Origin of the sequence: Actinomadura sp. BRA 177 (assembly GCF_013372625.1) — a bacterium.
GTDB lineage: Bacteria > Actinomycetota > Actinomycetes > Streptosporangiales > Streptosporangiaceae > Spirillospora.
In genome coordinates, this window is the sequence record NZ_JABXFD010000308.1 from 1 (window position 1) to 12,376 (window position 12,376).

The 12,376-nt window shown below is 70.3% G+C and carries 11 protein-coding genes and 1 other RNA gene; 5 read left to right on the forward strand and 7 right to left on the reverse strand.

Going from position 1 to position 12,376, the window contains the following annotated elements; all coding sequences use genetic code 11:
• Positions 1-9 precede the first annotated feature (9 nt).
• Positions 10-891 carry an NADPH:quinone reductase gene (locus HUX53_RS15215; protein ID WP_309237240.1) on the forward strand — a complete coding sequence of 294 codons (882 nt, stop codon included), beginning with the start codon at positions 10-12 and terminating at the stop codon, positions 889-891.
• 504 nt (positions 892-1,395) lie between these two features.
• Here the strand turns inward: HUX53_RS15215 and ssrA are convergent.
• The 6 genes from ssrA to ftsE all read right to left on the reverse strand — a co-directional run bounded on the left by ssrA (position 1,396) and on the right by ftsE (position 7,524).
• Positions 1,396-1,768, reverse strand: a transfer-messenger RNA (tmRNA) gene (ssrA, locus tag HUX53_RS15220).
• A 298-nt stretch (positions 1,769-2,066) separates the two neighbouring features.
• Complete coding sequence (locus tag HUX53_RS15225) at positions 2,067-4,007, reverse strand: penicillin-binding transpeptidase domain-containing protein (RefSeq protein ID WP_176403862.1); 1,941 nt, start codon at positions 4,005-4,007, stop codon at positions 2,067-2,069.
• A 9-nt stretch (positions 4,008-4,016) separates the two neighbouring features.
• A complete protein-coding gene (gene smpB, locus HUX53_RS15230) occupies positions 4,017-4,517 on the reverse strand; it encodes an SsrA-binding protein SmpB (protein WP_176403845.1) in 501 nt (166 codons plus the stop codon).
• A gap of 4 nt (positions 4,518-4,521) precedes the next feature.
• A complete protein-coding gene (locus HUX53_RS15235; protein ID WP_309237237.1) occupies positions 4,522-5,676 on the reverse strand; it encodes a S41 family peptidase in 1,155 nt (384 codons plus the stop codon).
• A gap of 122 nt (positions 5,677-5,798) precedes the next feature.
• Positions 5,799-6,704: a permease-like cell division protein FtsX gene (ftsX, locus tag HUX53_RS15240; protein ID WP_176403846.1), complete on the reverse strand. Its 906-nt coding sequence runs from the start codon at positions 6,702-6,704 to the stop codon at positions 5,799-5,801.
• Between the two features lie 130 nt (positions 6,705-6,834).
• Positions 6,835-7,524: a cell division ATP-binding protein FtsE gene (gene ftsE, locus HUX53_RS15245; RefSeq protein ID WP_176403847.1), complete on the reverse strand. Its 690-nt coding sequence runs from the start codon at positions 7,522-7,524 to the stop codon at positions 6,835-6,837.
• 411 nt (positions 7,525-7,935) lie between these two features.
• On the opposite strand from ftsE, the gene HUX53_RS15250 reads away from it, so the two are divergent.
• Positions 7,936-8,121 (forward strand): hypothetical protein, encoded by a 186-nt coding sequence (locus HUX53_RS15250; protein WP_176403848.1) that lies wholly within the window; start codon positions 7,936-7,938, stop codon positions 8,119-8,121.
• 13 nt (positions 8,122-8,134) lie between these two features.
• Here the strand turns inward: HUX53_RS15250 and HUX53_RS15255 are convergent, their stop codons facing one another.
• Positions 8,135-9,193, reverse strand: a complete 1,059-nt coding sequence (locus HUX53_RS15255; protein ID WP_176403849.1) for a hypothetical protein — start codon at positions 9,191-9,193, stop codon at positions 8,135-8,137.
• A gap of 146 nt (positions 9,194-9,339) precedes the next feature.
• Here HUX53_RS15255 and prfB point away from each other — a divergent pair, with 146 nt between their 5' ends.
• From prfB to HUX53_RS15270, 3 genes are all read left to right on the forward strand, one after another.
• The gene (gene prfB / locus HUX53_RS15260; protein ID WP_176403850.1) at positions 9,340-10,449 is read left to right on the forward strand and encodes a peptide chain release factor 2; all 1,110 of its coding nucleotides are present in this window, start codon (positions 9,340-9,342) and stop codon (positions 10,447-10,449) included.
• A gap of 90 nt (positions 10,450-10,539) precedes the next feature.
• Positions 10,540-11,517 carry a hypothetical protein gene (locus tag HUX53_RS15265; RefSeq protein WP_176403851.1) on the forward strand — a complete coding sequence of 326 codons (978 nt, stop codon included), beginning with the start codon at positions 10,540-10,542 and terminating at the stop codon, positions 11,515-11,517.
• A 331-nt stretch (positions 11,518-11,848) separates the two neighbouring features.
• A complete protein-coding gene (locus HUX53_RS15270) occupies positions 11,849-12,352 on the forward strand; it encodes a hypothetical protein (RefSeq protein WP_176403852.1) in 504 nt (167 codons plus the stop codon).
• The last annotated feature ends 24 nt before the right edge of the window (positions 12,353-12,376 follow it).

A 12,376-nucleotide genomic window follows, 5' to 3' on the forward strand; every position in this document is an offset into this window, starting at 1 on the left:
GCGGCCGCGGTGAACCCGGTGGACGCCTTCGTCCGGTCGGGCACCTACCGGACACCCGTACCGATGCCCCTCATCGTCGGACGGGATCTGGTGGGCACGGTCACAGGCACCGGATCCGGGGCACGGGGATTCGGGCTGGGCGACCGGGTGTGGTGCAACAGCATGGGCCATGAGGGCCGGCAAGGCACGACCGCGCAGTTCGCCTCAGTTCCCGCAGAACGGCTGTACCGGCTACCGGACGGGACGCACCCCGAAACAGCCGTGGCCGTGGCACAGCCGGCAGCGACGGCCTACCTCGGATGGTTCGTACACGGCGGCCTGCAGCCAGGACGGACGGTATTCGTCGGCGGCGGCGCCGGCAACATCGGATCCGCAGCAATCGCCATGGCCGCACTGGCAGGCGCACGGGTCATCGCCAGCGCACACCCCAACGACCACGCCCGATGCCGCGCAGCGGGCGCGGACACGGTCCTGGACTACCGTGACCCACACCTGCCCGACCGCCTCACCGAACACGCACCCCAAGGAATCGAGGTGTACTGGGAAACCTCGGGTCATCACGACTTCGCCGCAGTGGACCAGGTCGCCGCGGCAGGCTGCCGCGTACTGGTCACCGCCTCCGCACCGGACACCCCGCCGGTACCACTCCCCCACCTCTACACCCGAGACGTCACCCTGCCCGGTTTCGTCATCAGCAGAGCCTCAGCGACCGACCTCGCGGACGCCGCCAGCCTGATCAACCACATGCTCGCACGCGGCCTGCTCACCGCACAGATCGCCGACCGGCTCCCCCTGGCACAAACCGCGGAAGCACACCGGCGAATAGAGGAAGGCCAGGTAAAAGGCCGACTGCTGATCACGGTCCACTACAGGTCCGGAACCCGCCCGTAGGGATCAGGCGCCAAGGCCGGTCCAGCAGCGCGATGATCACCTCGATCCGCGATGCTGACACAGGTCGCCGCGGACCAGGGCGCGCGAGAGCTCGATGTCCAGACCTGGTGGAGTTCCTGGACGGGACGGGACGGGACGGGACGCGGATCGGCGAGGCCCTCGGCGTGCGCGCCGAGGTCATCGACCTGGACGCCGGGCGCGTGATCCCCTACAACGCCAACCGGGACGTCAAAGAGGTCCTCGGCCGCATCGACGCCCAGCGGTTCGGGTGGGGCAGCTCGCACACCTTCCGCAAAACCGTCGCGACCCGGCTCGACGACGGCCTCAGCGCACGGCAGATCGCCGACCACCTCGACCGGAGAAAGATGAGCGGAAAGCTCAGCCGACAAGGGGCGTGGGGGCGGAGCCCCCACACCGGGGGTCTGGGGGTCGCCCCCCAGAAAAACAGGACGGAACGACACGGCGAAGGCGGCCGCAAAGCGGCCGCCGAGCACACGTCGTCCCGAGTGGAGGTGGCGGGAATCGAACCCGCGTCCTTCGGTGATGGGTCAGGGCTTCTCCGGGTGCAGCCTGCTTGGCGTTTTCTCAGTCCCGGCGCTCACGCAGGCGTGTCGCCGACGGGCTCAGTCGCTGTTTGGTGTTCCTACCGGACCCGCGACCGGACTGGTAGGTGGAGTCTCCTTACGATGCCAGGCCCCGGTTCGGAGACGCTACCGGGCTGACAGAGTTCGCTCCTCGCTCAGGCGGCGAGGGCGAACTCGGACTGCTTCTTGTTGGCAGTTATTGGTTTGCTGTCACAGGATTTACGAGGTCACGACAGCAACCCTCGACCCGCTTCCCCTGGCTCGAACGACCGAAGTCGAAGCCGGTCACCCCCATGTTGAGTTGTCAAAGCGGGCGTCCGGGGACGTCCGCAGCGATGACGTTACTAGGTTAACAAGCCGGTCGGCAACGTTATTTCCGGCTGGGGAACCGTGAGCCCCGGTGGGCGCAGTGCCCACCGGGGTCGACCGGCAGGGTCGGGCCGGTCCGGACGGCGGAGCCTCCCCCGAGACGAGGCTCCGGTCTCATCACGGCGACTGGGTCCGCAACCCCCCGAGCGGTTGCCCAGTCAACCGTAATGACGTCCGGGGGGTGGGGGATGGTTGCGTCCGGGGCGTAAAGAGATCCCAAAGTCAGGAGTGGCCGGTCAGGAACCTGGCGGCGAGCTTGGCGGTGTTGACGGTGCCCTCGACGGCGATGGCGAAGGCGCGGTCGTTGTCGGAGCCGACGAACCAGGAGATGGTCTTGTTGTCGCCGCCGCGCACGTAGGTGGCGAGGGCGGCGACGCCGGCGACGTCGCCGGAGACGCGGGCGGAGCGGGCGTTGCCGTGGGTGGCGGTGCGCTTGAGGACGCGTTTGAGGCTCGCGACGGACTCGGCCGGCAGGCTCTGCGGCGCCGGCGCCTGGACGGTCTTGGTGATGTCCTGGCCCTTGAGGACGTACGGGGGCTTCCAGGTGCCGTTCTGCGCGGCGGCGGCGACGAGGGCCATGGCGAGGGGGCTCACCTCGACGTTGCCCTCGCCGACCATCGTGGCGGCCTTCTGGCCGTCGTTGGCGGGGGCGGGCACCGAGCCGGTGAACGCGGGGACGACCAGGCCCCAGTCCTTGCCGATGCCGAACAGGGACGCCTCCTGGACGAGGGCCTGCGCGTCCAGCTTGCCGCTGAGCTGCGCGAGGGTCGTCTTGCAGGACGCGGCGAACGCGTTGGCGAAGGTGGCTTCGCCGCGCGCCTTGTTCGTGAACGTCTTGCCGCCGATGGTGACGCTGCCGGGGCAGGTGGTCTCGGTGGTGTTGTTCATCTGGGCGTGGGAGAACAGGGCCTCCGCGGACACGATCCCGAACGTCAGGCCGGGCGGGTAGTGGCCCTCGAACGCGCGGTTCTCGCCGTTCGTCCCGTGGTTGGACACGGCCAGCACCTCGCCGGTGCTCGGCCGCACCACCACCATGGACGCCGCGTACGGCAGTTCCTGGAGCGCGTAGTCGGCGCGCGCCTGGTAGCCGGGGTCGAGGGTGGTCTGGACGCCCTGCGGCTCCTGGCCCGGCCAGGACCGCAGCTCCTCGGTGTTCTTGCCCGTCTCGTCCTGCGCCACGACGCGGACGGTGGGGGTGCCGGCGAGGCGGCGCTGCTGGAGCAGCTGGATGCCGCTGACGCCGATCGTGTCGCCCGGCTGGTAGGGGGCGCCGACCTGCTGGAGGCGGTCGGCGGTGGCGGGGCCGAGGTGGCCGATCAGCTCGGGCGCGTACGCGGGGGCGATCGGCGCCCTGGTCCCCTCGAAGTGCAGGCCGGGGATGGCGTTGAGCCGCCGGATGAGCGCGTTGTGCGCGGGGACCTGGAGGGTCAGCAGGGGCAGGAACTCCTGCGGCGGGGCGGAGCGGACGCGGCCGAGGAGGCGCTCGGCGTCGAGCCGGCGGCCGCCGTCCATCTTGGTCTGCTTGGCGAGCTGGTCCAGCGTCTTCGCCGGGTCGGCGAGCTGGCCGGGGTACACGCCGACGTTGTAGGCGCCGACCTCCTGCAGCACGGAGCGGCCCTGCGTGTCGGTGATGGGGGCGCGCTTCGGTACCTCGGTCACCACGGCGAGCCGCTGCCCCGGCTTCAGCTTGGTGTTGATGACGGACGGGCTCCAGACGACCTTCCACTGGCCGCCGACGCGCTTCAGGTGCATCAGGCCGGGGTACTCCCACGGCTGGCCGTTCTCGCCGAGGTCGATCTTGACGGTGAAGCGCGCGTCGGCCTCGTCGCCCTTCTTGACGATCTGGTCGACGTCGCTGCCCTGCACCCCGGTGCCGAGGGACAGCCGCAGGGACGCCGCGTCGAGCTGCTGCCGGACGCGGCCGAGGGCCTCCGCGACCTCCTCCCGGTCGGCGCCGGTCGTGTGGCCGGCGGCGGCCTCGTAGTTGCCGACCTGCCAGGCGATCAGGAAGTCGCGGACGACCGGCATCGCCGACGGCTCGGCGAGGGCGCCCGGCATCATGGTCGCGCCGACGGCGCCGCAGGCGACCAGGGCGCCGCCCGCCAGCGCGATCGCGCGCCGCGGAATCCGGGGCGGTCCGCCCCGCCGGCCTCGGTTCTTCATCGACACCTTTCACCGTCTCCTGAACCGGGCCGCCGCCGCCTTCTGCATCTCGCGGTCGGCTTCCCGCTTGGCGATGGCCTGGCGCTTGTCGTAGGCCTTCTTACCACGGGCCAGGCCGATCTCGACCTTGGCCTTGCCGTCCTTGAAGTACAGGGAGAGCGGGATCAGCGTCCAGCCCGGCTCGGACGACTTGGCGATGATCTTCTGGATCTCGCGCTTGTGCAGCAGCAGCTTGCGGCGCCGGCGCGGCGCGTGGTTCGTCCAGGTGCCCTGCGTGTACTCGGGGATGTGGACGTGCTCCAGCCACACCTCGCCGTCCATCACGTGGGCGTAGCCGTCGACGAGGGAGGCGCGCCCGGCGCGGAGCGCCTTGACCTCGGTGCCCATCAGCACCATGCCCGCTTCCCACGTGTCGTCGATGTGGTAGTCGTAGCGGGCGCGCTTGTTCTGGGCGATGAGCTTGCGCCCGGTGTCCTTCTTGTCCTTCTTGCGCCCGGTGTCCCGTGCCACGTCATCAGTCCTTGTCCGGCATCGTCGCGTGCAGGCCCTGCAGTACCGTCCGGGCGCGCCGCTCGGCCTCACTGGGCGGACGGTCGGCGGAGACGGCCACGTCGGGCTCGATCCCGACCCCGTCGAGGTTACGGCCGCCCGGGGTGCGGTAGCGACCGACGGTCAGCTCGATGACCGACCCGTCGGCGAGCTCGATCGGTTCCTGGACCGAGCCCTTCCCATATGTACGCGATCCTACGATCACCGCGCGGTCGCGGTCGCGCAGGGAGCCCGCGACGATCTCCGCGGCGCTCGCGGTGCCGGCGTCGACGAGCACGACGACCGGGACGTCCGGGTCGCCGGGCGTGGTCACCGTCCGGTGCTGGACGGGCCTGCCGCGCGGCTCGTAGGTCACGACGGGGCCGGCCGACAGGAAGGACGACGCCGTCTCGACCGCCTCGTCCAGCAGCCCGCCCGGGTTGCCGCGCAGGTCGAGCAGGACGCCGCCGGTGGGCCGGCCGGACGGCGACCGCCCGGTCACGGCGGCGCGGACCTCCCGTCCCGTCCCGCGCGTGAAGGCGCCGACGCGGATCAGGCGCGCGTGGTCGGGAAGAGCGGTCACGGTGACGTTTCCTCCCTGGACCGATGTGCGGACGAGATGGAACCGCCTGGTTCGACGGTCGCGCTCCACGGTTAGTTCGACGGCCTCGTCCGGACGTCCGCGCAGCGCTTCCGCCACCCGGGAGATGTCCCAGCCGGCCACGGGCCTGTTCCCGACGGCCGTGACCACGTCCCCGGCCCGCACCCCGGCGCGCGCGGCGGGGGTGCCCGGCTGGACGCTGGCGACCAGCACGCGGTCGCCGCGGGCCGCGCCGCCGAGCCACAGCCCGACGCCGCTGTAGCGCCCGGTCAGCCGTCCTTCGACGTCGTCGTACTCGCGGGCCGGGTAGTAGCGCGCCCACTTGTCGCCGAGGCCGCGCAGCATGCCCTCGATGGCGGCGCGGTCGAGTTCGCCGCGGCCGACCGGCTTCGCGGCCCGGCGGCCGATCTGCGCGGCGGCCTCGTCCAGCACGGATCCGCCGCCCGCGACGGCCGCGTGCCGCTCCGAGCCGGAGCCGCTCACGACGCCGAGGCCGTACGCGCAGACGAGCGCCGCCGCGACGGCCGCGCCGCGCAGCACCGGTCCCCGCGGCCTCCTCAGCGGAGGCACGGGCTCAGCGGCGGCGCGGACCTGGACATGCGGCAAGTGTAGGGCGGCCGGACGCGCCGGACCGGGCAGTTGGCCCGGATCCGGCCGGCACGTCAGATCTTCAGGTATCTGCGCAGCGTCAGGAACGACGCGACGGCACAGAGCAGCACGCCGAAGCAGATCGACAGGACGATGACGGCTATCACCGTGCTCCAGCCGAGCTGGCTGACGAGCTGGACGTCCCCCGCCAATCGGTCGATCAGCAGTTTCTTGCTGAACACCAGCAGGATCGAGGCGAACATGCCGCCGATCAGCCCGGCGATGGCGCCTTCCAGGATGAACGGCAGCTGGATGTAGGTGTTGGACGCGCCGACCAGCCGCATGATGCCGGTCTCGCGGCGCCGGTTGAACGCCGACAGCCGGACGGTGTTGCCGACCAGCATCACCGCGGCGATCACCTGGATCAGCGCGATCGTCAGCGCGGCGACCTGCAGGCCGTTCAGGATCCGGAAGAACCGCTTCAGGATCTCCTGCTCGTTGATGACGGTGTCGACGCCGGGCTGGCCGAGCATCGCCTGCGCGACCGCCTTGTACTCCTCCGGGTTCCTCAGCTTGACCCGGAACGAGTCGGGGATGTCGCCCTCGCGGGTGCTCTCCACGAAGCCGGGCGAGCCGGCGAAGCGGTCCTTGAACCGCTCGTACGCCTGCTGCTTGTTCTCGTACTCGACGTCGGAGACCTGCGGCATCTTCTCCAGGCTGCCCTTGAGCGTCTGCCGCTGCTGGTCGGTGACGTCCTGCTTCTGGCAGCTCGGATTGGAGCTCGTCTTGGCGCACAGGAAGATCGAGACCTCGATCTTGTCGTACCAGTAGCCCTTGGACGCGTCGACCTGCTGCCGCAGGAGCAGCCCGGTACCGAAGAGCGCCATGGCGATGGCGACCGTGATGACGAGGGAGATCGTCATGGTCATGTTCCGGCGGAGGCCGATCCAGATCTCCTGGAGAACGAACTGTACGCGCATGCCTCGCTGTCCTTGATCGCCTTGGGTCCGCCCGGAGCGCGGGCGGCCTCATGAGGGAACGCGGCCCGAAGCGGGCGGTCCCCGCCTTCGGGCTGTCGTACGCCCCGGCGGGAATCGTTGGTTCAGATGGTCAGTACGCCTGGCCGTACACGCCGCGGGACTGGTCGCGGACGACGCGGCCGTCCTCCAGCTCGACGACGCGCTTGCGGAACGCGTCGACGATAGCGGCGTCGTGGGTGGCCATGACGACGGTGGTGCCGGTCCGGTTGATGCGGTCCAGCACCTTCATGATGCCGATCGAGGTGGCGGGGTCGATGTTCCCGGTGGGCTCGTCCGCCAGCAGGATCATCGGCCGGTTGACGAACGCCCGCGCGATCGCGACGCGCTGCTGCTCGCCGCCGGACAGCTCGTCCGGCATCCGGTGGCCCTTGCCCTCCAGGCCGACGAGGTCGATGACCTCGGGGACGACCTTCTGGATGAACCGCCGCGGCTTGCCGATCACCTCGAGGGCGAACGCGACGTTCTCGAAGACGTTCTTGTTGGGCAGGAGGCGGAAGTCCTGGAAGACGCAGCCGATCCTGCGGCGCAGGTGCGGCACCTTCCAGTTGCTCAGCCGGCTCAGGTCCTTGCCCGCCACGTGCACGTGACCCTGGGAAGGACGCTCCTCCTTCAGGATGAGGCGCAGGAAGGTCGACTTGCCCGAGCCGGACGGACCCACCAGGAACAGGAACTCGCCCTTCTCGATGGCGACGTTCACATGCTGCAGGGCGGGCCGGTTCTGGCTCGGGTAGACCTTGGTGACGTTGTCGAAATGGATCACGGCTGCATCACGGCGGTTCGCTGTAGGGGTTGGGGAGCGGCCCGGCCCGCGGCCACGGACTGGTCCGTGGGCACTTGCCTGCGCCGCCCGGCTTCACGACCGGGTGGGACGCGGAGCCTTCGAGCAGTGTAGAGGGGACCGGGAACCAACTCGTCCCACTCGGCGCGGTACGGGCTCGGGAGGGCGTCACTCAGCCCGATCGGTGCTTTCTGTCCGATCAGTGCCATGTGATCCGTCTCCCGACGTCCGGCCGTATTCCTACCGTCCAGGTCCCGGACTTGCCGGAACGACCATACAGTCCGGCTACGCTGGATGATGGGGAAAGATACCTAATAAGTGGACGGACACCGAAGAAGCGGACGCTTCCCCGCACGGACCCACGTGCCGATCCCGGAGATTGGGGCCCACGACATGAGCTGCGAACATCTGATCTGCGCTCAGTGCTCGAACCCGGTGGTGGAGGGGCGCTGCCCCACCTGCCGGGCGGCCAAGTCGGAGATGCACCGGCACGGCCCGTCCATCCCGCCCGCGCTCGTCCTGGCCGCGCTGGTGGCCCTGCTGTTCGGCGCCCTCGTGCTGCGCCGCGTCTACGGCTGACCGCCGCGGCGCGCTAGGGCTTCTTCAGCGGCGGGGTCGCCGCCTTCGTGACCGCCCCGTCGTCGGCGATCATGTGCGCCTTCGACTGCGACTTGCCCTTCTTCGCCTTCGGCGGATCGTAGGCGGCGAAGTGCAGGGTGGCGGTCGTGTCGACCTCGTTGCCCTCGACCGTCCCGTCCAGCAGGTGCTCGGCGTTGTCGGGGATCTCCGGCTTGGGCGTGTCCGGGTCCTCGGCGACGAGCGAGGTGTTGCGGAACAGCGAGTAGACGATCAGCCCGCCGCCGCTCTCCGTGCGCAGCCCGAAGTAGGGGAACGGAGTCGCCGTGTAGACGGCCCGGTACGTGAGGTCCTTCTTCTTGGCCTTCTTCTTCGCGCGCTTGTCGTCCTTGTAGAAGCCGGTCGTCACGTCGCTCGACTTCATCACCTTGGCGGCGACGCTGCCGCCGCCCTCCGCGGCGATCGTCGCCTGGATCCCGCCGACGTCGCGGGGACGGATCAGCAGGGACGTGTCGTCGGTGCTCAACGCCTCCGCGTAACCGTCGTCGTCGATCGCGACCTTCGGTTCCTTGGCCTTCTTCTGCATCAGCGTCGCGAGCGTGAGCTTCCAGTGGTCGGACGGCCCGCGCAGCACGAACGCCATCAGCGTCCTGTGCTCGCTCTTGCGCTTGCCCACGACGGAGCGGTCGACCGACACCACGAACCACTGCGGGTAGGCGGCGTCCTTCAGCTTCGGCACGTACAGCTTGGGCTTGCCGTAGACGAAACGCCGCACCGGGTCGCCGTCGTAGGCCGCCTTGCGGAACTCGGCCGCGGTGAGCTGGGACTGGCCGTCGGACGTCCAGGTCAGCGCGAGCCGCTCGTCGCCGGCGGCGCGGGCCACGTCCTCGTCGGTGACATAGGTGCGGAACGCCTGCTCGGCGACGTCCGGGGTGAGCGGCACCGGGGCCGGCGGGGACGTCTCGGGCACGCTGACGGTGGGCCGCGCCTCCGTCGCGCCCTCGGCGCAGCCCGCGGCCGTGAGCGCCAGGATGAGCGGCACCGCGACCGCGATCACCCGCAGGAACCTGTGCAAAGACCCGTCCCCCGGACCGAACTCCGTGCCGGCCGTCGTCGGCCGACCTCCTCGGCCCGTGATTCTGCCATCCACATGATATTGCCCCTACGACCGCCGCCGTCCGCGAGGCGATAAGCAGTGCCGGACGGCGATAAGCTCGGACCGTGGCAGGCATCGAACCCGAAGAGCAGCTCAAGGAGCTCGGCGCGACACTGACCAGCATCGAGCAGGTGCTGGACCTCGACGCCATGCGCCGCGACATCGCCGAGCTGCGCGAGCAGTCCGCCGACCCCGACCTGTGGAGCGACCAGGAGCGCGCCCAGTCGGTGACGCGCCGCCTGTCGCACCTGGAGAGCGAGCTGAGCCGGGTCGAGGGCCTGCGGCAGCGGCTCGACGACGCCGCCACGCTGTACGAGCTGGCCAGCGAGATGGAGGACGCCGACACCCGCGCGGAGGCCGACGAGGAGCTCGCGGCGCTGCACAAGGCCGTCCAGCAGATGGAAGTGCGCACGCTCATGTCGGGCGAGTACGACTCGCGCGAGGCGCTGGTCACCATCAACGCGCAGGCCGGCGGCGTGGACGCGGCCGACTGGGCCGAGCAGTTGCAGCGGATGTACCTGCGCTGGGCCGAGCGGCACGGCTACTCGACGGAGGTCTACGAGACGTCCTACGCCGAAGAGGCCGGGATCAAGTCGACCACGTTCACCGTGAAGGCCCCCTACGCGTACGGGACGCTGCGCGGCGAGCACGGCACCCACCGGCTGGTCCGGATCTCCCCGTTCGACAACCAGGGGCGGCGGCAGACGTCGTTCGCGGGCCTGGACGTCGTCCCCGTGGTGGAGCAGAGCGACCACGTCGACATCGACGACAGCGACCTGCGGGTGGACGTGTACCGGTCGTCCGGGCCGGGCGGCCAGGGCGTCAACACGACCGACTCGGCGGTGCGGATCACCCATGTCCCGACCGGAATCGTGGTGTCCTGCCAGAACGAGCGGAGCCAGCTGCAGAACAAGGCCACGGCCATGAACGTCCTGCAGGCCAAGCTCCTGGAGCGCCAGCGCCAGGAGGAGGCCGAGAAGATGGCGGAGCTGCGCGGCAGCAGCACGACGAGCTGGGGCACGCAGATCCGCAACTACGTGCTGCACCCGTACCAGATCGTCAAGGACCTGCGCACCGGCATCGAGGCGGGCAACCCGACCGCGGTGCTGGACGGCGACCTCGACGAGTTCATCGAGGCCGAGATCCGCTGGATGCGCCAGCAGGAGACGGCCTGACCCCCTGATTTCGCATTCGCAGCGTGACTGTGCGGTCACTCTGCGAGGATGGCGCGTGGTCCGGATCACCGTCGCCATTCGGGGGGCCTCATGGCACGCACGCACGCACCGATCCTCTTGCCCGGCCTGCTCGCCGCGGCGCTGGCCGCCGGCTGCTCCGGCTCCGGCTCGTCCGCCGAGGCGGCCAAGCCCAGGGGGGAGCCCGCGCTGACCAAAGCGCAGGCGCAGCAGGTCCTCACGTCCTACACCAAAGGGGCGAACCACGCGGGGCGGCGGTTCAGCGGCAAGGCGCTGCGCGCCGTCGAGGCCGACCCGCAGCTGTCGATGGACGCGGCCGCGCTGAAGCTCCGGCGGACCGTCCGGCAGCGTCCGCCGAAGCTGGCGTTCACGAGCGCGACCTTCTACATCCCCCGGCTGACCGGGTACCCGCACTGGTTCGCCGCCGACGCCGCCACCGGCGAGGGCGACCGGACGCTGCGGCACGCGCTGCTGTTCACGCAGGCCAAGGCAGGGGCGCCCTGGCTGCTGGCCGCTGACCCGTACCCGACCGAACCGGCGCTGAGCAAGATCGCCCTCGACCCGGAGGGCTACGCCACACCGGTCGACCCCGGCGTCAAGGACCTGGCGATCGCGCCGGCGAAGCTGCCGCAGGCGCACGCCGCACTGCTCACGAACGGCCCGAAGGCGTCCGGCGCCACCCTCCTCGCCGACGGGGCGAAGACCAGCGAGACCTACAAGGCGCTCAAGCAGGGTGAGCAGACGCTCGCCGGACGCGGCGTGACGCTGTCGTCCCGCTTCTCCCCCGCCCCGTACAAGGTGTACGCGCTGCGCACCAAGGACCGCGGGGCGATCGTCTGGTATGTCCTGAAGCAGAACGAGGCGTACTCCGCGGCGAAACGGGGCAGGTTGGCGGTGAGCGGGGATCTTGTCGGGCTCGCCCCGGCCAGTTCCGCCAGGACGCGCATGGACACGACCGTCCTCGTGCAGTACCTGGCCACCGTTCCACCCAAGGGCCGCGCCACGGTCAGCGGCATGTACCGCAAGGCCATAGCGGTGCGCGGCTCCTGAGCTCCGTCGGGTGCCGGGCGGGCCCGCTCTTCTGACCGCTGCGCAGGACCGTCCCGGCACCCGATGGGTTGGCGCACGACCCTCTACACTGGCGCCGCAAGTCCGACAATTCGTCCGTCGAGGTGGGTCGTGCGCCGTGTGCCTCACGTGGCCCTGGCCGCGCTGCTGGTCACGCTCGCCGGGTGTTCCGGGTCCGGTTCGGGCGCCGGGACGGACGCGGCGCAGCCGAGCGGCGAGCCCGCCGTGACGGCCGATGAGTCGCTCGACGTCCTCAAGGACTGGACGGACCGGCACAACAAGGTGGAAGGACCAGCAGGTCCTCGGCGTCTTCGTGAGGAGCAAGAAGAAGGACGACTGGCGCGCCGCGCACTGGCTCACGTTCCAAGGGAAACCGCCACAACTCGCCTACGACGCACAGGGCTACGCGATCCCGGCACCCGACCGGGGGCTGCCCGCCGCGCACGCGAAGTATCTGGCGAGCGGTGACGAGAGTGCCGTGGTTCCCGATACCTACTCGCGGAACGCCCGCACGAAGCAGATCGGTGACTGGACGTCCGAACCCGGCAAGCTCACGCCGGGGCCGGGTTCGTCCTATGCCTTGCGCACCAAGGACGGTGGGTCACTGGTCTGGTACGGCCTGAAGCAGGAGCAGACGCTCACCGATGGCGAGGAAGACACCCTCCCCGCCGAAGTCCGCGACTACCTGGCCGAGAACGATGACAAGCCGGGCAAGACGCTCCGCACCACCTGGCAGTGGCTGGCCATCGGGTACTCCCCGCCGTCCGGCAAGGCCCGCGTCCTAGGCGAATCCGTCTCCCTGACCTCCGCCCGCTGACAGCGTACGGCGCCCGCCCCCCAG

Bases quoted from the DNA above. Each gene is read 5' to 3' on its own strand.
- HUX53_RS15250 (WP_176403848.1), top strand. From the start codon at position 7,936: ATGAGCTGCGAACATCTGATCTGCGCTCAGTGCTCGAACCCGGTGGTG.
- ftsX (WP_176403846.1), bottom strand. From the start codon at position 6,704: ATGCGCGTACAGTTCGTTCTCCAGGAGATCTGGATCGGCCTCCGCCGG.
- HUX53_RS15265 (WP_176403851.1), top strand. From the start codon at position 10,540: ATGGCACGCACGCACGCACCGATCCTCTTGCCCGGCCTGCTCGCCGCG.
- HUX53_RS15225 (WP_176403862.1), bottom strand. From the start codon at position 4,007: ATGAAGAACCGAGGCCGGCGGGGCGGACCGCCCCGGATTCCGCGGCGC.